The 19,713-nt window shown below is 32.2% G+C and carries 15 protein-coding genes; 12 read left to right on the forward strand and 3 right to left on the reverse strand.

Annotated features, from left to right (window positions below; all coding sequences use genetic code 11):
- Positions 1–49: 49 nt before the first annotated feature.
- A complete protein-coding gene (gene lysS / locus V7P59_RS11525; RefSeq protein WP_333810308.1) occupies positions 50–1,747 on the reverse strand; it encodes a lysine--tRNA ligase in 1,698 nt (565 codons plus the stop codon).
- A 183-nt stretch (positions 1,748–1,930) separates the two neighbouring features.
- Between lysS and lipB the strand changes: the two genes are divergently transcribed.
- Positions 1,931–2,629 carry a lipoyl(octanoyl) transferase LipB gene (lipB, locus tag V7P59_RS11530; RefSeq protein WP_333810309.1) on the forward strand — a complete coding sequence of 233 codons (699 nt, stop codon included), beginning with the start codon at positions 1,931–1,933 and terminating at the stop codon, positions 2,627–2,629.
- Between the two features lie 61 nt (positions 2,630–2,690).
- Here lipB and V7P59_RS11535 read toward each other — a convergent pair whose 3' ends face one another.
- Positions 2,691–3,350, reverse strand: coding sequence for a ribonuclease HII (locus tag V7P59_RS11535; protein WP_333810310.1), 660 nt, complete (start codon positions 3,348–3,350; stop codon positions 2,691–2,693).
- A gap of 198 nt (positions 3,351–3,548) precedes the next feature.
- Between V7P59_RS11535 and V7P59_RS11540 the strand changes: the two genes are divergently transcribed.
- The 6 genes from V7P59_RS11540 (at position 3,549) to V7P59_RS11565 (ending at position 13,452) form a co-directional block, all read left to right on the forward strand.
- Positions 3,549–6,656, forward strand: a complete 3,108-nt coding sequence (locus V7P59_RS11540) for a SusC/RagA family TonB-linked outer membrane protein (RefSeq protein ID WP_333810311.1) — start codon at positions 3,549–3,551, stop codon at positions 6,654–6,656.
- A gap of 11 nt (positions 6,657–6,667) precedes the next feature.
- Positions 6,668–8,155 carry a SusD/RagB family nutrient-binding outer membrane lipoprotein gene (locus V7P59_RS11545; protein WP_333810312.1) on the forward strand — a complete coding sequence of 496 codons (1,488 nt, stop codon included), beginning with the start codon at positions 6,668–6,670 and terminating at the stop codon, positions 8,153–8,155.
- Between the two features lie 26 nt (positions 8,156–8,181).
- Positions 8,182–9,006 carry a hypothetical protein gene (locus V7P59_RS11550; protein WP_333810313.1) on the forward strand — a complete coding sequence of 275 codons (825 nt, stop codon included), beginning with the start codon at positions 8,182–8,184 and terminating at the stop codon, positions 9,004–9,006.
- Between the two features lie 12 nt (positions 9,007–9,018).
- Positions 9,019–10,017, forward strand: coding sequence for a hypothetical protein (locus tag V7P59_RS11555; protein WP_333810314.1), 999 nt, complete (start codon positions 9,019–9,021; stop codon positions 10,015–10,017).
- A 92-nt stretch (positions 10,018–10,109) separates the two neighbouring features.
- Positions 10,110–12,005: a putative porin gene (locus V7P59_RS11560; protein WP_333810315.1), complete on the forward strand. Its 1,896-nt coding sequence runs from the start codon at positions 10,110–10,112 to the stop codon at positions 12,003–12,005.
- Between the two features lie 85 nt (positions 12,006–12,090).
- On the forward strand, positions 12,091–13,452 hold the full coding sequence (locus V7P59_RS11565) for a pyridoxal-phosphate dependent enzyme (protein ID WP_333810316.1): 1,362 nt from the start codon (positions 12,091–12,093) through the stop codon (positions 13,450–13,452).
- Positions 13,453–13,484: 32 nt separating this feature from the next.
- On the opposite strand, the gene V7P59_RS11570 is transcribed toward V7P59_RS11565, so the two are convergent.
- The gene (locus V7P59_RS11570; protein WP_333810317.1) at positions 13,485–15,173 is read right to left on the reverse strand and encodes a GLPGLI family protein; all 1,689 of its coding nucleotides are present in this window, start codon (positions 15,171–15,173) and stop codon (positions 13,485–13,487) included.
- A 67-nt stretch (positions 15,174–15,240) separates the two neighbouring features.
- Here V7P59_RS11570 and V7P59_RS11575 point away from each other — a divergent pair, with 67 nt between their 5' ends.
- The 5 genes from V7P59_RS11575 (at position 15,241) to V7P59_RS11595 (ending at position 19,698) form a co-directional block, all read left to right on the forward strand.
- A complete protein-coding gene (locus V7P59_RS11575; RefSeq protein ID WP_333810318.1) occupies positions 15,241–16,509 on the forward strand; it encodes a DUF2851 family protein in 1,269 nt (422 codons plus the stop codon).
- A gap of 27 nt (positions 16,510–16,536) precedes the next feature.
- The gene (locus V7P59_RS11580; RefSeq protein ID WP_333810319.1) at positions 16,537–16,758 is read left to right on the forward strand and encodes a PspC domain-containing protein; all 222 of its coding nucleotides are present in this window, start codon (positions 16,537–16,539) and stop codon (positions 16,756–16,758) included.
- 78 nt (positions 16,759–16,836) lie between these two features.
- A complete protein-coding gene (locus V7P59_RS11585; protein WP_333810320.1) occupies positions 16,837–18,657 on the forward strand; it encodes a sodium-dependent transporter in 1,821 nt (606 codons plus the stop codon).
- Positions 18,654–18,809 carry a hypothetical protein gene (locus tag V7P59_RS11590; RefSeq protein ID WP_333810321.1) on the forward strand — a complete coding sequence of 52 codons (156 nt, stop codon included), beginning with the start codon at positions 18,654–18,656 and terminating at the stop codon, positions 18,807–18,809. The genes V7P59_RS11585 and V7P59_RS11590 overlap by 4 nt, the downstream gene beginning before the upstream one ends.
- 10 nt (positions 18,810–18,819) lie before the next feature.
- Positions 18,820–19,698 (forward strand): ComEA family DNA-binding protein, encoded by an 879-nt coding sequence (locus tag V7P59_RS11595; RefSeq protein WP_333810322.1) that lies wholly within the window; start codon positions 18,820–18,822, stop codon positions 19,696–19,698.
- The last annotated feature ends 15 nt before the right edge of the window (positions 19,699–19,713 follow it).

The raw sequence follows: 19,713 nt of genomic DNA on the forward strand, positions 1-19,713 counted from the left end.
GACGAAACTAAATTAAAGTTTCGCCTTTTATATGAAGTTTTCAGAAAGGTTATTTCCCCAAATATTCAGCAATTTTATTTTCGCCGTCAACTGCCACTCGCATTAAACCATGTTTACTTAATCCTTTACTAGCAGCATCCCATTTTTTACCGCTTAATTCTGATTTTATTTTTAAATCACCAATTGAAATACCTTCGTTAGCTTTCAAAATTTCGATGATATGTTTTTCATCTTCGGTTAATTCTGGACCTTTTTTCTCTGGTCGCATTTGTGGGAAGAATAATACTTCTTGAATTGATTGATTGTTGGTTAAGAACATGATTAATCGGTCCATTCCAATTCCTAAACCAGAAGTTGGTGGCATTCCATATTCTAGAGCTCTTAAGAAATCTTCATCAATAATTCCGTTGGCTTCGTCATCACCTTTTGCTGCTAATTCCATTTGGGCTACAAAACGCTCTCTTTGGTCAATTGGGTCATTTAATTCTGAATAAGCGTTTGCAATTTCTTTTCCACATACCATCAATTCAAAACGCTCTGTTAATTCTGGATTATCTCGATGTGATTTACATAATGGTGACATTTCTTTTGGATAATCTGTTATAAAGGTTGGTTGAATGAAGTTACCTTCACATTTCTCACCAAAAATTTCATCAATTAATTTTCCTTTGCCCATGGTGTCGTTTACTTCAATTCCCATAGATTTTGCTGCTTCGCGTAATTCGTCTTCCGATTTGCCAGTGATATCAAAACCTGTGAATTGTTTGATAGCATCGGTCATCGTTACTCTTGCATAAGGCGCTTTGAAATCTACTTCATGTTCTCCAAAAGTAGCTTTTGTAGTTCCGTTTACTTGAGTAGCGCAATATTCTAAAAGATTTTCAGTCATTTCCATCATCCAGTTGTAGTCTTTGTATGCTACATAGATTTCCATTGCGGTAAATTCTGGATTATGCGTTCTGTCCATTCCTTCGTTACGGAAGTTTTTCGAAAATTCGTAAACGCCATCAAAACCACCCACGATTAATCTTTTTAAGTATAATTCGTTAGCAATTCGCATATACAATGGAATATCTAAACTGTTATGATGTGTGATAAATGGACGTGCAGCCGCGCCACCTGGAATCGATTGTAAAACCGGAGTTTCCACTTCCATATAACCCGCTTCATTGAAAAATGTTCTCATAGCAGTGAATAATTTGGTTCTTTTCATGAAAACTTCTTTCACTTGCGGATTTACTACTAAATCCACGTAGCGCATACGGTAACGCAATTCAGGATCGGTAAAAGCATCATATACTTTTCCAGTTTCATCTGTTTTTGGTAATGGAAGCGGTTTTAAAGTTTTGCTTAATATTTTAAAATCAGTTACATTTACACATTGAGCGCCTACTTTTGTTGTGAAAAGTTCGCCTTCGACGCCAATAAAGTCACCTAAATCTGTTAGTTTTCTAAAAACTTGATTATAAAGAATTTTGTCCTCGCTGGTACAAATGACATCTCTATTAAAATACAACTGAATTCTGCCTTCACTATCTTGTAATTCAGCAAAAGCAGCTTTTCCTTGATCACGAACACTCATCAAACGTCCAGCCAAAATAACCTTCTTACCTTCTTCAAAATTTTCCTTCACTTGCTTTGAAGTGTGATTCACCGGAAATAAATCCGCTGGATAAGGGTTAATTCCAAGTTCGCGTAAAGCGTTTAATTTGTCTCTTCTAATGATTTCTTGTTCCGAAAGTTGCATAGTATTGTATTTAAGCGTGCAAAGATAATTTATTTTGTTTCAAGTTCAAAAGTTTCAAGTTTCAAGTTTCAAGTTTCAGGTTTTTTTACAATCTTCCATCTTTCATCATCCAACTTCCATCATCCATCATCAAAAAACTCTTTGTATCTTTGCGTCACTTTTCAAAACACAATTTCGGTTATCATGAACAAAAAAGTCCAACTTCAAGATTTAGGAAAAAAAGATTACAAAGATACTTGGGATTATCAAGAAGCATTATTCAAGGAAATAGTGGACATAAAAGTTCAAAATAGGAGAGAGGAAACTGCAATTGCTACGCCAAACTATTTTTTATATGTAGAACATCCACATGTTTATACCTTAGGAAAAAGCGGAGACATCTCAAATTTATTACTTTCCGAAAAACAACTAGAAGCAAAAGGTGCGACTTTCTATAAAATCAATAGAGGAGGAGATATCACTTACCACGGACCAGGACAAATTGTAGGGTATCCTATTTTAGATTTAGAAAATTTTTTTACCGACATTCATAAATATTTGCGTTTTTTAGAAGAAGCTATCATTTTAACTTTAGCAGAATACGGCTTGCACGGAACGCGAAGCGAAGGAGAAACCGGAGTTTGGTTTGATGTCGGAACTCCATTTGCAAGAAAAATTTGTGCGATGGGAGTTCGAGCTTCACGTTGGGTAACCATGCACGGCTTTGCTCTAAACGTAAATGCAGATTTAGGTTACTTCGATAATATCATACCCTGTGGAATAAAAGGAAAAGCCGTTACTTCCATGCATGTAGAATTGCAGAGAGAAGTAGATGAACAAGAAGTAAAAGAAAAAATAATAAAGCATTTTCAAAATCTATTCGAAGCGGAGGTTTTGATTTAGTTTTCAGTCAATGTTTTCAGATACGCTTTTTGAATTGTACAGTCAACTGCGACTGAAAATTTTAAAACTCCAATTCTAATTGCTCAGGTAATAATCGAAAACTCATTCGGTGGTATTTACACGGACCGTATTTTTTAATGGCTTCTCTGTGATCTTTTGTGGGATAACCTTTGTTTTTTTTCCAATTGTACATCGGAAATTCTTCGTGAATCTGATTCATATATTCGTCTCGGTAGGTTTTGGCTAAAACTGATGCTGCAGCAATGCTTAAATATTTACTATCGCCTTTAATTATACTTTGATTTGGAATAGATTTTAAACGAGCTATCTCAGTTTCGGAAAATTGCTTTCCATAAGTGCTTTTTATTCCAAGTTTAGAAAAAATAGGTCTATTTCCGTCAACAATTATAAAATCTGGGCGTGTTTTTAGTTGTAAAATACTTTCTTGCATAGCTTTCATAGAAGCATTTAAGATGTTTATCTCGTCAATTTCTTCAGGTAAAATATGGGTTACCGCAAAAGAAATGGCTATTTCTTGTATAATAGGCTTTAGTTTTTCTCTGGTTTTTTCAGAAAGTTGTTTAGAATCGTTTAAAAGTTCATTATTAAAATGTTCAGGCAATAAGATGGCTGCTGCTGTTACAGGTCCCGCAAGGCAACCTCTGCCGGCTTCGTCAGTACCACATTCTAATATTAAATTACTGTAACTTTTACTTAACATACTTTTTTTTGACAAAAATATAATTTTATACGCAACCTTTTTGCGATATTTTCATCTTTAGTATGAGATTATTCCGTTAAATGTTTTTTTAAAACTAAAACTTTAACATAAATAAATTAGTAATATTCCGAAGTATTATTTGTTTATTTAAGAAATAATTAAGAAGTTTGCGGAATAACTAACTCAAATAAATTTAATATGAGATCGAAGTTTAAATGGATTTTTACGCTTTTAGTAGCGTTTACGATGCAGTTTTCGTTCGCACAAGACAAAACTGTTACAGGTGTAGTTTCAGATGAACTAGGGCCTATTGCAGGTGCTAACGTAGTTGTTAAAGGAACAACTCGTGGTACTACAACTGATTTTGATGGTAATTATACGATCAAAGCAAAACAAGGTGAAGTGTTGGTGTTTACTTACACAGGTAAGAAAACGGTAACAATTACTATTTCTGCAGCAAGTAATTATAATGTTACTATGGCAGATGAAGTTTTAACAGGTAGAAATGTTGAAGTTATTGGTGCTGTTGGTATCAAGAAAAAACAAGATGCTGTTACTTCATCAAATCAAGTTGTTAACTCTGAAGAGTTAAGACAAGCAGCTAACCCTAACGTTGTTCAATCGTTAGCTGGTAAAGTATCTGGTTTAACAATCAATACTACTAACAATGGTGTAAATGCTACTACGAGAATTGTATTACGTGGTAACCGTTCTATATCAGGAAATAACCAAGCGTTAGTTGTTATTGATAATGTTATTTCTGATGCAAGAACTTTACAAGCTTTAGCTCCAGAAATTATTGAATCTACTAACGTATTAAAAGGTGCTCAAGGAGCGGCTTTGTACGGTGAGCAAGGGGTAAACGGAGTTATTATTGTTACAACTAAAAGAGGAAACAAAGGTGGTAAACTAAGAGTTTCAGTAAATTCATCTATGGACTTCGAAGAAGTTGCTTATGTTCCACAAAGACAGCAACGTTATGGTCAAGGATGGAATGGTCAACACATTTCTTACGAGAATGGTGGTTGGGGAGCTGAAATGGATGGTGTTGTTAGACCTGTTGGTTTAGCTCAAGCTGATGGTACTTATATCATGGCTCCATACTCTCCAATTAAAGACAATATTAAAAAATTCTTCCAAACAGGTACTTTATTCCAAAATGGTATTTCTATTAGTGGTGGTGATGCTGAAAGTGGGTATGTTACATTATCTGCTAACAGACAAACTACTGATTTCGTTGTTGAAAAGGATAGATTAAATAGAGATACTTTCTTGTTTAGAGCAGGTAAAAAATTTGATAAATGGACTGTTGATGGTAATGTAACTTACAATACTGAAAAAACAGAAACTACATCTTCAAATTTATTTACAGATTTATTACAAACAGCTACAAATATTCCTGTAGAGCGTTTTGCAAATTCTGGACAAGCTGGTCACTGGACTTCTTATTACAACAATCCTTACTGGTTAAGAGATAACGTAAGAAATACAAATAGAAGAGATCAGTTTAGAGGTATTGCTACCTTAAATTATGCGTTAAACAAAAACATTAATTTTAATTATGTTGCAGGTTTAACTTTTACTCAAGCTAATGCTTTGTCTTATACTAATGGTTATACTGATTTATTACAAGTTGGAGGAGGTAATCATACAGTTGTTTCTACTTTTGATACATCAAATGCAAACTCAAGAAATTTTTACCATGACTTTTTAATTAATTTTAATTACAAATTGTCAGATAAAATTTCTATGAAAGCAAATATTGGTAATAACATTCAGGATTCTTATTCTCAATCAACAAGTGTTGGTGGTGATAACTTAACTATTCCTGGTTTGTATAATATTTCAAATATTACTGGTGATCCAAGAAGAAGTAATTCGTTCTCTAGACAAAGACGTTATTCATTCTTTGGAAACGTAGATTTCGGTGTAAGTAAAGGTGGTGATTCTGAAGAATTTTTATTCTTAAACTTAACAGCTCGTAATGACTGGGATTCAAGATTTACTGGTTTTGAAAAAACAAATTATTTTTACCCATCAGCTGGTTTATCTATTATTCCAACAAAAGCATTTGAAGGTTTAAAATCTAATAAATTTAATTATTGGAAGTTAGCTGGTTCTATCGTTAAGGTAGGTAATGCATCATTATTATCTCCATACCAATCTGAATTGAATTACAATCCTGGTTCTGGATACCCTTTTAATACTTTAAACTCTTTCTTGCCAACTCAAAACCCTGTTAATCCTGGTTTAACGCCTGAGTTTATGACAACTTACGAGTTTACCACTAATTTAGGTTTTTTTAATGATAGATTAACTATCGACGCTTCGATTTTCCAAACTAAAACTACAGATTTGATTACTAGTCAACAATTGTCAGCTGGTACAGGTCTTACTACTCAGTTAACTAATATTGGTCAAATGACTACTAAAGGTTTTGAAATTGATTTAGGAATCTCAGCTATTAGAGCTTCTGATTTTAATGGTTTAGGATTGAAATGGGATAATCGAATTGGTTATTTTTCAGCAAAATCAATTGTAGATAAAGTATCAGATCAAGCAACAGAAATTCCGTTAGTAAACTTTACAGGTAATGGAATTGGTGTTTTTGCTGTAGAAGGTGAGGAGTTTCCATTAATCAAAGGTATTGGTTATGAAAGAGATGACCAAGGTAGAGTATTGATAGATCCAGTTTCTGGAAATCCAATCAAAACTGCAGGTTACAAAATTTTAGGTAAGGCTACGCCTGATTATATTCTTAACTATAATACTTCTGTTGAATTCAAAGGATTCCGTTTAGCTGCAGTTATGGATTACAGAACAGGTCACCAATTCTGGTCTGGAACTAAAGATTGGTTGTCTTGGTCGGGACACTTATACGAGTCAGCTGAAAATGGAAGAAGTGGATTTATTTTCCCTAATTCTGCAATTGAAACTGCTCCAGGTGTATATACAGAGAATACAAGTGTAGTAACTGGTGGTTCAACTTATACAAGTTACTTAAATTATTTCTCTAATGAATATAGAGATGTAGTTGAGAACTTTGTTTTAGATGCTACTGCATTTAAAGTAAGAGAGTTGTCATTAAGCTATACTTTACCAACAAAAACTATTGAGAAAACAGGTTTAACTTCATTACGTTTTGGTGTTAATGCTAGAAATCCTTTCGTTGTTTTACCAAAAGAAAATAGAGGTTATAATGACCCAGAGCAATCTAGATCTTCTGGAAATGATCAAGGTTTAGCAGTTACAGGTCAATATCCTGCAACTAGAACATTCGGTTTTTCACTTAATGCTTCATTTTAAAAAAAAAGAATATGAAAAAATTAAAATTAATAATTCCATTAGTAGCACTTGTGTTATTTTCGTGTGATAACTATTTAGATATCAACGAAAATCCTAATCAAGCTACTGAGTCTAATGTTAATCCAAAATTAACATTATCTGCTGCTCAAACAGCTTCTTATGTTCCTTTGGTAAGAAGAATGAACGAGTTAGGAAGTGTGTTTATGAATCAATGGGGACCAAACGTAAATTCATTTACTGGTGGTTACTCTGAAGAATTCGGTATTACTATGAGTAATAAATTCTATGAAGACATTTGGACAACTGTTTACAGAAGTACATATGAGTATTCAAGAATTATCAATTATCCATCTGCTGATTATGATCATCATAAAGCAATTGCTAAAATTATGAAGTCTTTTTACTTCCAATATTTAGTTGATATTTATGGTGATATTCCTTATTCTCAAGCACATTTAGGTGTTAACAATCCTTTCCCTGCATACGATGATGATCAAGCTATTTATAGAGATTTGATTGTTCAATTAGATAGTGCAATTGATATGATTAACAACGCTCCTTCTACAACTACAGCAGTTGGCTCTGAAGACGTTATGTTAGGAGGTGATATGGGAACTTGGATTAAGTTTGCTAATACTTTAAAATTAAGAATCTTATTACGTCAAGCTACTAAGGCTGAGACTGATGCTGCAACGGCTACTTATTTAACTTCTCAGTTTGCTGTATTAGATAATAATTTTATTGATAGAAACATTACTATTAATCCTGGTTATTCTAATGCTAAAGATTCTCAACAAAATCCTTGGATTGGTTTAATGTGGGAGCTTAAGTTAAGTGCTACTGGAGCTCGTGTTGAAAGAAATACTTACCGTTTCAGAAAAGCGTCTGCTTATATTGCTAATGAATTAAATACATCTGCTGATCCAAGAAGATCTAGATTATTTACTACGACTAGTGGTAATGTTGTAGGTGTTGTTCAAGGATCTGCTACAGCTCCTGCTAATATTTCATCTTTTGGCCCTGGTCTTATGATTGAACATTCGCAAGATGGATATGTAATGTTATTAGCTGAAGGTTTATTATTACAAGCTGAGGCTGCTCATAGAGGTTATATTTCAGGAGATCCTCAAATTTTATTCGATTCAGCTATTCAAGCTTCTTGTGATATGTTAGGAGTTTCTGCTGCAAATGCTTCTGGTTACATTACTAATATTAATGGAATCGATGGTAAAGGTTATGCTGCAAGTACTGATAAAATTGAGGCTATTATGTACCAAAAAAGTATTGCATTATGTAGTATTAATGGTTTAGAGTCGTGGATTGAGTACACTAGAACGGGATATATTAATAATATTCCAATGCCATTAGGTGCAACATCTCCAACTGGTCAAAAACCATTACGTTTAATGTATCCAACATCTGAGTTGGCTAGTAACTCGGCTAATGTACCTACAGTTACAGTTAACCAGTCGTTTACTACAGCTCCTTTTTGGAAATAATTAATTAACAATTAAAATTATATATTATGAAAAAGTTAATGTCATTATTAGTCGTTGCTTCTGTCTTCATGGCATGTACAGATGACGATATCAGAACTGAGCAAAATCTTTCTAATGGTCCTAAAGTTGTTGGATTTATATCTTCTTTAGCAACCGTTGAGTACTTTACAGACGAAGGGGTAGTTTTAAGAGAATTTCCCATGTCTTTAATAGGTAATGGTAATGGACAACCATCAGCTACACCTATAGAAGTTACATATGAAGTTGATCCTGCTTCAACTGCTACCGAAGGTGTTGAGTTTGATTTTGTTGATAATTCTGGAAAAATTACTATCCCTGCTGGTGGTACTTTTGGTAATTTTCCTATCAATGTTAATACAGGTCAATTAAACCCAACTCAAAAAACTCAGTTAATTTTAAATTTAGTATCATCAACTCCAGGCTCAACGATTGGTGCACAGTATGATCAATTGAGAATTACTTTTGTTGGTTGTCAGTCTCAGTTACAAGGAAGTTATACAGTAATTATTTCTACAGTTGCAGGAACTTCTACAAGAACCAATGAAATTGTTTCTGTTGCAGGAGTTAATGCTTTCCAAACACGTTATGTTGGAAGATATGCTTTAGGAACATTTACACCAGCTGGATATAGATTTGTTGATATTTGTGGTGAAATCGCTGTTCCAGATCAAAACTTAGGTCAATATTCTAACCAAGTGTATGGTATAGATGCTTATGGTCCAGGTGTTGATGGTATTGTTACTTCTCCTACTCAGTTTGAAGTTAAGCATAACATTTCTTTTGCTGCAGGAGATCAAACGCAAAATTACAGATATACTCGTAATAACTAATTTATTAAGAAAATGAAAAGAAATAATTATAAATTTTTACTTGCTTTAGCATGCTTTGGATTCCTTGCAGCTTGTAGCGAAGATGAAGATGCAACAAAAGAGAGAGCAGTTAAGCCAGTTGTTACTGCCGCACAAACTTCCTTTTCAGTTGTTGAAGGTGAAACAGTTTCAGTTGATTTAACGGTTGATACTCCTTATTTTAGAACTATGGAGTTTAAAGTTGAGTTAGTTGGTGGTACAGGTTCTTTTAGAGACTATGCAGTAGATAATGGTGATGAAACTGTTGTTGATGATGGTATGGGGGCAATTGGTCATAAATATGTTTTTCCGGCATTTGCTTCAACAGCAACAATTGATATTACTCCTTTAGTAGACTATTTTCCTGAGGGTACAGAAACTTTAGTTTTAAAAATTACTCCTATGGGTAATTCTAACGGATTAGTTGCTAATGGTTCAGATATTATCACAATTACTGTTGGTAATACAGAACTTAATGAAGTTCAATCTGATTTAACTTGGGCTTCTACAACAAATGCTCATGGTAATATCGTTGATATTGAGTATTTAGGTAATGATGGTGCTAAACACTCATTAGCGGATGTTGACTTTGATTTATTGATTTTTGGACCTGCAAATATTTTTACAGGAGCAACTGGAGATCATCCTGAGTTAGCAACAATTGCTGGTACTCGTCCAAATGGGTACTACGATTTTTATGTTGATTTATATGAGACTCCTAGTGGACCTACTTATGGTTTCAAAACAAGAACTAATTTCTTCCCTGTTTTAACAGTTAGTAAGCCAGGTGTTTGGGTACATTCTTTTGATTTAAGAAATATTTGGTCTTCTGCAGATCCAGGTTCTGCTTCAGGTGCAGCATCTGATGTTTGGGTTGGATATGTTGAGAAATCAGGTACTACTTTCACTTTGTTTGATACATTAGATGAGGAATTAGCTACTGGTAAAGCGGCTAGAAAAGTTATGCCAAAAAATGTTATTAGAACTAAATAATTAGTTTTTAACATACTTTTAAAAGGACTACATTAATGTAGTCCTTTTTTTATTCCCTAATTTCTCATTACATTTGTTCATATTTTTATGTAATGAAGAATTATCTGTCAATTTTCTTTTTATTATTTTCTATTTTTCTTTTTTCTCAGGTTCAAGATGAAGATGAATTGTCTAAAGGTCTTGTTCAAGGAAAAGAAATTAAGCCTTCCATAAATCTCTATAAAATTTATACTTTAGAGAAAGATACTACTTATGCGGATACTTCTATGTCGCTCAAGAATGAATACAAGTATAATTATTTACGTAAAGACAATTTTGGTTTAATGCCTTTTGCAAATGAAGGACATACTTATAATACATTAAACTTTGGATTAGCTCATAAAAACATATCGCCCACTTTTGGATTTACCGCAAAACACTTTAACTACCTAGAAGTATGTGATATTAAGTATTATTCAGTTCCAACACCATTTACAGAGTTGTACTACAAAACAGTTATGGAACAAGGGCAATCTTTAGATGCTTTTTTGACTATCAATACAAAACCTAATCTTAATTTTTCTATTGCGTATAAGGGTTTGCGTTCGATAGGTAAATACATTAACAATATTTCCAGCACAGGTAATTTTAGATTTACATCTAGTTATTTTACAAAAGATAAACGGTATTTTTTAAATGCTCATTTTACAGCACAAGATATTTCAAATCAGGAAAATGGGGGGATAATTGATGTTTCATTGTTTGAAGCGAGCGATTCACCAAATGATCAAAGAGATCGTATTGACGTCTATTTTAAAGACGCCACTTCTTTATTGAAAGGGAATCGTATTTTTCTTGATCATTATTTTAAATTAAATAAAGATAATCCTAATAGTATTATTTTTTCACACCAATTTAGTACTGATTATAAATTTTTTGAATTTACTCAACCAACACCAAGTAGTAGATTCGGAAATTCTTTTTCTAGTTCGATTAATAATAAAACCCGATTTAACAATTTATATAATAAATTTGGAGTAGGCTATAAAACAAAAAGTTATGGTAATATTGAATTTTATCTAGATGATACTAACTTTAATTACTATTATGATAGTGTAGTTTATGATAATTCTGGAAATATTAGTGTTCCTAATTCGATTTCTGATAGAATTAATATGATGGGTGGAACTTACACTTATTTTGCAAATAAACTAGTAGCTAAATTTGAAGTAGCACAATCAATAACAAATCAATCTATTTCTAATATTCAGGCTACTGCAAAATATACTATTAATTCCGATTACCAATTTGAATTTCAATATCAAAAACTTAATAGTTTACCAAATTTAAATTACACATTATATCAAAGTCGTTATGTAGATTACAATTGGGTGAATAATTTTAAAAATGAAAAACTAAATCAATTTTCTTTTTCGGCTTTAACAAAATGGATAAATGCTAGTGCGCAATTTAAAGTAATAAACGATCATTTGTATTTTGATAACATTACAAATGACATTACTAAGCTTACTGTTAAACCAATGCAATACGACAAAACCATTAATTATTTGTCGATAAACGCTAACAAAGAAGTCAAGTTTTGGAAATTAGGTTTAGATGTTACCGTTTTGTATCAAAAAGTTGATCAGGCTTCTAATATTGTAAATGTTCCCGAACTTACAACTCGCAGTACATTATATTTTTCAGACCATGTTTTCAAAAAGGCTATGTTATTGCAAACAGGGATAACTTTCCAGTATTTTACTAAGTATTATGGAAACGATTATAATCCTTTGATTGGTGAATTCTATGTGCAAAACGAAACTAAATTTGGTGATTTTCCATTATTAGATTTTTTTGTTAATGCTCGAATTAAGCAAACACGTATTTATTTAAAAGCAGAGCATTTTAATTCTTCAAAAACAGGTTATAATTATTATTCAGCTCCAAATTATCCGTACCGCGATTTTATGGTTCGATTTGGTTTAGAATGGAATTTCTTTAAATAGAATTTTATTTATATTACCCATTTTAGTGTGTTTGCTTTATTTGCAAAATTCACACTATCTTTGTAAAATATTACAAATATCACAAATGAAATACGCAAAAAATATATTAGAAACTATTGGTAATACACCATTAGTAAAATTAAACAAAGTAACTGCTGAAGTAGATGCTTTAGTTTTAGCTAAAGTAGAAACTTTCAATCCTGGAAATTCAGTTAAAGATAGAATGGCAGTAAAAATGATTGAAGATGCTGAAGCAGATGGGAGATTAAAGCCAGGAGGGACTATTATTGAAGGAACTTCAGGTAATACTGGAATGGGTTTAGCTTTAGCGGCAATTGTTAAAGGTTACAAATGTATTTTTGTGATTTCAGATAAACAATCAAAAGAGAAATCTGATATTTTACGTGCTGTTGGGGCAAAAGTAATTGTTTGTCCCACAGATGTGGAGCCAACTGATCCTCGTTCATATTATTCAGTATCAAAAAGATTAGGAGAAGAAATTCCAAATTCTTGGTACGTAAATCAATATGATAATCCTAGTAATGCTATTGCGCATTATGAGCAAACAGGTCCGGAAATTTGGGAACAAACCGAAGGTAAAATCACCCATTTCGTAGTAGGAGTTGGTACAGGAGGAACGATTTCAGGAGTTGCTAAATATTTAAAAGAGAAAAACCCAAACATTAAAATTTGGGGAATTGATACCTATGGTTCGGTTTTCAAAAAATACCACGAGACTGGAATTTTTGATGAGAACGAAATCTACTCTTACATCACAGAAGGAATTGGTGAAGACATTTTACCAAAGAATGTTGACTTTTCATTAATCGACGGATTTACTAAAGTTACTGATAAAGATGCGGCTGTTTACACTCGAAAAATCGCATTAGAAGAAGGTATTTTTGTTGGAAACTCCGCTGGAGCCGCTGTAAAAGGTTTATTGCAGTTAAAAGAACATTTTGGTCCAGAAGATGTTGTTGTGGTCTTATTTCACGATTCTGGGAGCCGTTATGTTGGAAAGATGTTTAACGATGATTGGATGCGCGAAAGAGGTTTCTTAGATGAAGAAATCACAAAAGCAGAAGATTTAATCAAAGAACATATCGAAAAACCATTAGTAATCGTTCGTACCGAAGAATTAGTTTCGCACGCTATCGAAAGAATGAGAAAATATAAAATCTCTCAAATTCCTGTAGTTGATGTTAATGGATTTGTAGGTTCTGTTGATGAGTCCGATTTATTCCAAAGTTATATCACAGATAAAAACACTGCAGAACGCCCAATTCGCGAAGTGATGGGTAAACCTTTTCCAATTGTTAAATTAGGAACACCTGTTGAAGAAGTTTCTAAATTAATCACGAAAGAAAATCAAGCGGTTTTGATTGATTTAGGAAACGGAAAACATCATATTATTACAAAACACGATATTATCAATTCGATAAAATAATTTTAAAAGGACGTTCAATTGAATGTCCTTTTTTATTCTCCCAGTAATACTCCCGAAACATTCCAAGAACTAAAACTTCCACCTTCATTTGGACCTTGAGGAATTTTCACTTGCATAGTATGTGTTCCTGCTTTTAAATTTCCTAATTCAATATAAATTGGATTCGTTGCTGTACCAGGACACCAATTCGAACGACTCAAATCTGAAGAAGATAATCCGTCATTAAAATTTCCTGAGGCTGGATTGAACAATCGATAACCACCACAATCTTGTCGCCATGGAATAAATGAAAACACTTCTTTTCCGTTTAAAATTATTGTATTTCTTTTTGGAACAAACTCGTCTCCGTTTTCCCAACCACCATGTCCAGTGGTAATATAGCGAAGTTTCGCGTTTTTGATTTCTTTGTCCAAAGTAAAAGTAACTTCTAATCCTTTTTCATGATTGAACATCGTAGCATATTCTTGTCCCGCCATTTCCATAACATTTGTGGTGTTAAATAACGGAATTGAAATATTATTTTTATCCAATGAACTTTCGCTCGGATTAATCGTAATATTCATCGAAATTTTGTGTCCACCTTTATCGTAATTACCAATAAAAGTTCCCACATAAACCGTTTTTCCAGATATATTTGATTTTATATCAGTAATGTCCGTTCGGTACGGAACAATTTCGTGCCATGTTTTATCTTTCAATTGAATGTAATTGTATTGTTTAATTCCAAAAGGCGTAAAAAAGCGCATCAATTCGATTACAGGAGAAAATTCTGGAGTTGCCACAACACCTTGATATTGCTTTCCATTTCCATTTTCATAAATTGGTAAAGTTTTAGCGCCATTTTGCAAACCATCTAAAAACGATTGTTTTTTATCTTGCGGAATCATAAAAACTGAACCCGTTCTGTCATAAGCATCACCATTTGATTGTTCGGCTAAATCTAAAAAGACTAAATCTCCTTTTTTAATTTCTGGGAAAGTGATTTTTTTCAAAATGATAGTTCCATTGGCAAATCGTAAAATGCTATCATTCGATTTAGAAGCATCTGAAAAGTTGATGATTTCGTTTTCAAACACTTTAATGGTAGTAAAACGACTTTTCCAAACCAAATCTTTATAAGTTAAACCATCTAAAACAGGACTTTTGATTGTGCTCTTTTGTAATTCAAAACTTGGGCTAACTGATTTTATTTTCTCAATCTTAGTAGCCGAAATCACAAAATTTCCATTGCGAACCATTTCTAAAACTAAACCAATATTTTGACCTAATGTTGTTGGTGCGCCTTTCACTTGTAATTCATTCGTGTACCAAAGTTCAATAGTATTTGAATTGATAATGGTTTTCGCTTTTTGACATTTGTAGCCCAAAATAGTTTTGGTATCCGCTAAGAATTCGAAATTTTGTTTCGCTAGAGAAAGGCTGTCAACTGTTGTAACTGATTTTTCTTTTTTGAGTTGGGTAACCTGAACAATTTTATTTTCAGAGCGATTAATTAAAGTTTGTTCGAAAGGAAATTCCGCTTTTCCCGAATTCATTTTTTCAGTAGTGACTAAAGTCTCCGTTGGATTTGTGAAAACAAAAATCGGATCTTGATTTTCAATCAGTTTCCCATTTGAACTTCTGGTATAGGTAATTTTTAATCCTTTAGGTGGTTTTACACTAATTTGAGATTGAGCAAAAGTAAAAAGGCTTAATAATGTGATGGTTATAATTTTTTTCATAAAAGTTGGGTTGTTCAGCAAATATAATTTTTTTATCTTTGTTTTTCAATTATATACGCCATACAGAATGAAAGAAGATTTTTTGCACCACGTGTGGCAATTCAAGAAATTTGATATTGCCAACTTAAAAACTACAAAAGGAGAGTCGATTCAGATTCTCAATTCAGGTCAATATTTACAACTTGCCGGACCTGATTTTTTCAATGCGCAACTTATTATCGGAAATCAAAAATGGGCTGGAAATGTAGAAATTCATCTCAAGTCATCAGATTGGTATGTGCACCATCACGAAAAAGATTCAAATTATGATTCCATTATTTTACATGTGGTTTGGGAATACGATGTGCCTATTTTCAGAAAAGATAATTCTGAAATTCCAACATTAGAACTCAAGGAGTATGTTTCACTTTCAGATTTGCATAAATATCAATCGTTAATAAGTCAGAAATCTTGGATTTATTGTGAGAATGAAATTGAAAATGTAGATGATTTTATTTTTAAAAATTGGCAAGAACGCTTGTTTTTTGAGCGTTTGGAAAGAAAATCTCAATTGGTTTTTGAGTTAGCAAAAGAGCTAAATCATGATTGGGAAGCAGTTTTGTTTTGTCTTTTAGCTAAAAATTTTGGTTTGAATACTAATGGTGAAATGTTTTATAAGATTGCTAAATCAATTCCATTTTCGGTAATTAGAAAGGAATCGTATTCATTGGAATCATTAGAAGCGTTATTGCTAGGACAGGCAAATTTACTTTCTTATGATTTTCAAGATAATTATGCGAAAGAGTTACAAAAATCTTATCATTACCTGATTCAGAAATATCAATTATATGAGAAAGTGGAAGGTTCAGTAGCATTTTTTAAACATCGTCCTGATAATTTCCCAACGATACGATTAGTGCAATTGGCTAATTTATATTTTCATCGGAAAAATCTTTTTTCTTTGTTGATGAACTGTAGTGTTATAAATGAATTGTTTCAGGTTTTTAATTTAGGTGTAAGTGAATATTGGGAAACGCATTATAATTTTGATAAGCTAAGTTCTAAAAAGAGGAAAAAGCTTTCAAATTCGTTTATTGAATTGTTAGTAATAAATACCATTATTCCATTGCGTTTTGCTTATGCATTAAGTCAGAAAAAGGAAATTACACAAGAATTAATTGATTTAGCAATCTCAATTCAGTCAGAGAAAAACGTAATTATTGAAAAATTTCATTCTTTTGGGGTCAAATCGCAAAACGTTTATGAATCTCAGGCCTTATTGCAGTTAAAAAAGAATTATTGCGATTATAAAAAGTGCTTAGATTGTGCAATCGGACATTTTATACTTAATAAATAATCGTATTTTTGAAAAAAAATATTAAAAATGGTTCAAAACCTATTGCATTTTTTTGAAAAACATGGATTTTTCGTAGCAACTCGTTTCGCTGATAGATTAGGAATGCGTGCCACTAATGTACGTTTGTTTTTTATCTACATTTCTTTTATAACAGTAGGTTTGGGATTTGGATTATATCTTACCTTAGCTTTTCTTTTAAAACTAAAAGACATGATAAAAACTAAAAGAAGTTCAGTTTTTGACTTATAAAATTTCATTAAGTGTAAGTTTTATTTGAATTTTGGATACTTTTATTATCTTTGAGGCTTTAACAACCAATAAAATTATATGACAGCAAAAGTAGAATCGTGGGGTTCACGAGTGGGGCTTATCTTAGCCATGGCTGGAAATGCTGTAGGATTGGGTAATTTTTTAAGATTCCCTGTTCAGGCAGTTCAAAATGGTGGAGGAGCTTTTATTATTCCTTATTTAGTGTGTTTTTTATTAATGGGTATTCCATTATTGTTGATTGAATGGTCAACAGGTCGTTTTGGTGGTAAATTTGGTAATCACAGTACTCCTTATATTTTAGATACAATGGCTAAGGGTCGTATTTGGAAGTATATCGGAGTATTTGGAATTTTTACTAACATTGCTGTAGCGGCTTATTATTGTTACATTGAGTCTTGGACAATGTCTTATGTGTATCATTCTATTGCAGGTACGTTTAATGGAATGAGTCAGGCAGATGTTGCAGGTTTTTTTAATTCTTATGTTGATGTATCTCATTCTACAACTGGAATTCCATATGAAGCAGTAATATTTTACATAATTTGTTTGCTTTTAAATACTTGGATTTTATCAAAAGGTTTAGGCGGTATTGAGAAAGTTGCTAAGATTGGTATGCCATTATTAATTTTATTTGGTGTAATTTTAGCTGTTAGAGGAATTACTTTAGGAACTAGCGGTGCGTCAGATATTTTTCCAAATGCAAATGCATGGGATGGATTAAATTTCTTATGGACTCCTCAGTTTGATTCTTTATCAAATCCAAAAGTTTGGTTAGCAGCTGCAGGTCAAATATTCTTTACTCTTTCTGTAGGTATGGGTACAATCCATTGTTATGCAGCCTACTTAAAAGAGAGAGATGATGTAGCTTTAAATGCCGTTTCTGCTGGATTCATGAATGAGTTTGTAGAAGTAGTATTAGGTTCTTTAATAGTTATTCCAATTGCTGCTGGTTACTTAGGATTAGACTGGGTTATTCAAAACGCTGGTTTCGGAATGGCTTTCCAAACCATGCCTTATTTATTTCAACAGTGGGGTGGCGTATTAGCTATTTTGGCAGGTGTGTTTTGGTTCGGACTTTTATTCTTTGCTGGAATTACATCTTCCTTAGCAATGGGAACTCCATGGATGGGATTCATGTCGGATGAATTTGGTTGGAATAAAAATAAAGGAGCGTGGTCTTTTGGAGCGTTAGCTTTAATTATGGGATTACCAACAGTGATTTTCTATAATCAAGGGGTTTTTGATCAATATGATTATTGGGCAGGAACTGTAAGTTTAGTGGTATTCGCATTCCTAGAAACAGTACTGTTTTCTTATATTTTCGGAATCAATAGAGGTTGGGATGAAATTAACAAAGGAGCTGACATCAAATTACCTAAATTTTTTAAATATGTAATCTTAATTATTACACCATTATTATTAGGAGCTGTATTAATTTCAAGTATTCCAGATTGGGTAAATCAAATTAAGAATAACGATACTAATAATAAAGAATGGTTTGCTGATAATTATTTTGCTGAGAACTTTGAAGGCTCTGGTAAGGTAAGCGGTAAAGTTATTGAAGTGAAATCAAATGTTGTTAAATTTGAATTTGAAAACGAAAGAAAGAAATTTGATAAAAAATCCAACCAAGTACTAGTTGAAAAATTTATTGATACAAAAAAATATGAATTTGATTCTAGCTTAAATCAAGAGGTAATTGTTAAAGTAGGTGATGTTGTTAAGCCAGGTGACGCAATTGCAAAAGGAAATTTTACAAATAATACATTGTATAAATTTATTGGAAGAATGTTATTGTTATCACTTTTTGTGTTTATTTCAATAATTGTTTTCGTTGCATATAAAAAACGAGTTAAAGAAGGGAGAGCTACATTATGAATACATCAGCATTAATTACAATGGTTATGGCGCAAGGAATAGTTATTTGTTTAACAGGTTTCTTTTTCTATAAAGTTTTAACAACACCGCCAGCAAAAGATCCTGATTCTTTATCAGAAAATAATGAAGAATCTTTAAGAAAAAACGATTAATTTTTTTTAAATGAATAAATTAAAATCCTACTTCCTGTTTTCAAGAGAACACAGAAGTGGGATTTTTTTGTTATTTATAATTATTCTGTTAGTACAATTAGGTTATTTTTTGTTCAAGAATAATTTTGATTCAGTTCAAGACATCTCGAAGGATAAAGCATGGCTGTCAATTCAAAATGAGATTGATAGTTTAAAGAATATCAAGGTCACAAGAAAAGATACAATTTATCCCTTCAACCCAAATTATATTACAGATTACAAAGGGTATAAACTTGGAATGACAATTGATGAAATTGATCGTTTACATGCTTATCGTAAAAAAGGAAAATTTGTAAATTCTGCACAGGAGTTTCAACAAGTAACTCAGGTTTCAAATGCTTTTTTAGCAAAAATTAGTCCGTATTTTAAGTTTCCTGATTGGGTGAAAAATAAAAATAGCGGAACATCTGAAAAATTCCATAAGTTTTTACCAAAAGAAAAAGTAAAAATTGTTCAAAAAGATATCAATACTGCTTCAAAAGAAGATTTAATTGCCGTCTATGGTATTGGAGAAAAGTTAGCCGATAAAATTCTTCAGGAAAAGGAAAAGTTTGGAGGATTTGTCAGCATGGAACAACTTCAATTTATTTGGGGAATCAGTGCAGAAGCAATAGCCGATTTAGAAAAAAGATTCGCTATAAAAAGTCAAAATGGAGTAATTAAAATAGCTATCAACGATTTGTCGCAGAAAGAATTGGCTAAATTTCCATATTTTAACTACGCTTTAGCAAAAGAAATTGTGGTTTATAGAACAATGAATAATGGAATTAAAAATATTGACGATTTAACAAAAATTAAGGGAATGCCTAACGAAAAAATAAATATAATCGCCTTATATTTGGATTTTTAAAAAAAATATAAAAAA

This window comes from Flavobacterium sp., from assembly GCF_036782315.1.
In the GTDB taxonomy this organism is placed as follows: Bacteria; Bacteroidota; Bacteroidia; order Flavobacteriales; family Flavobacteriaceae; genus Flavobacterium.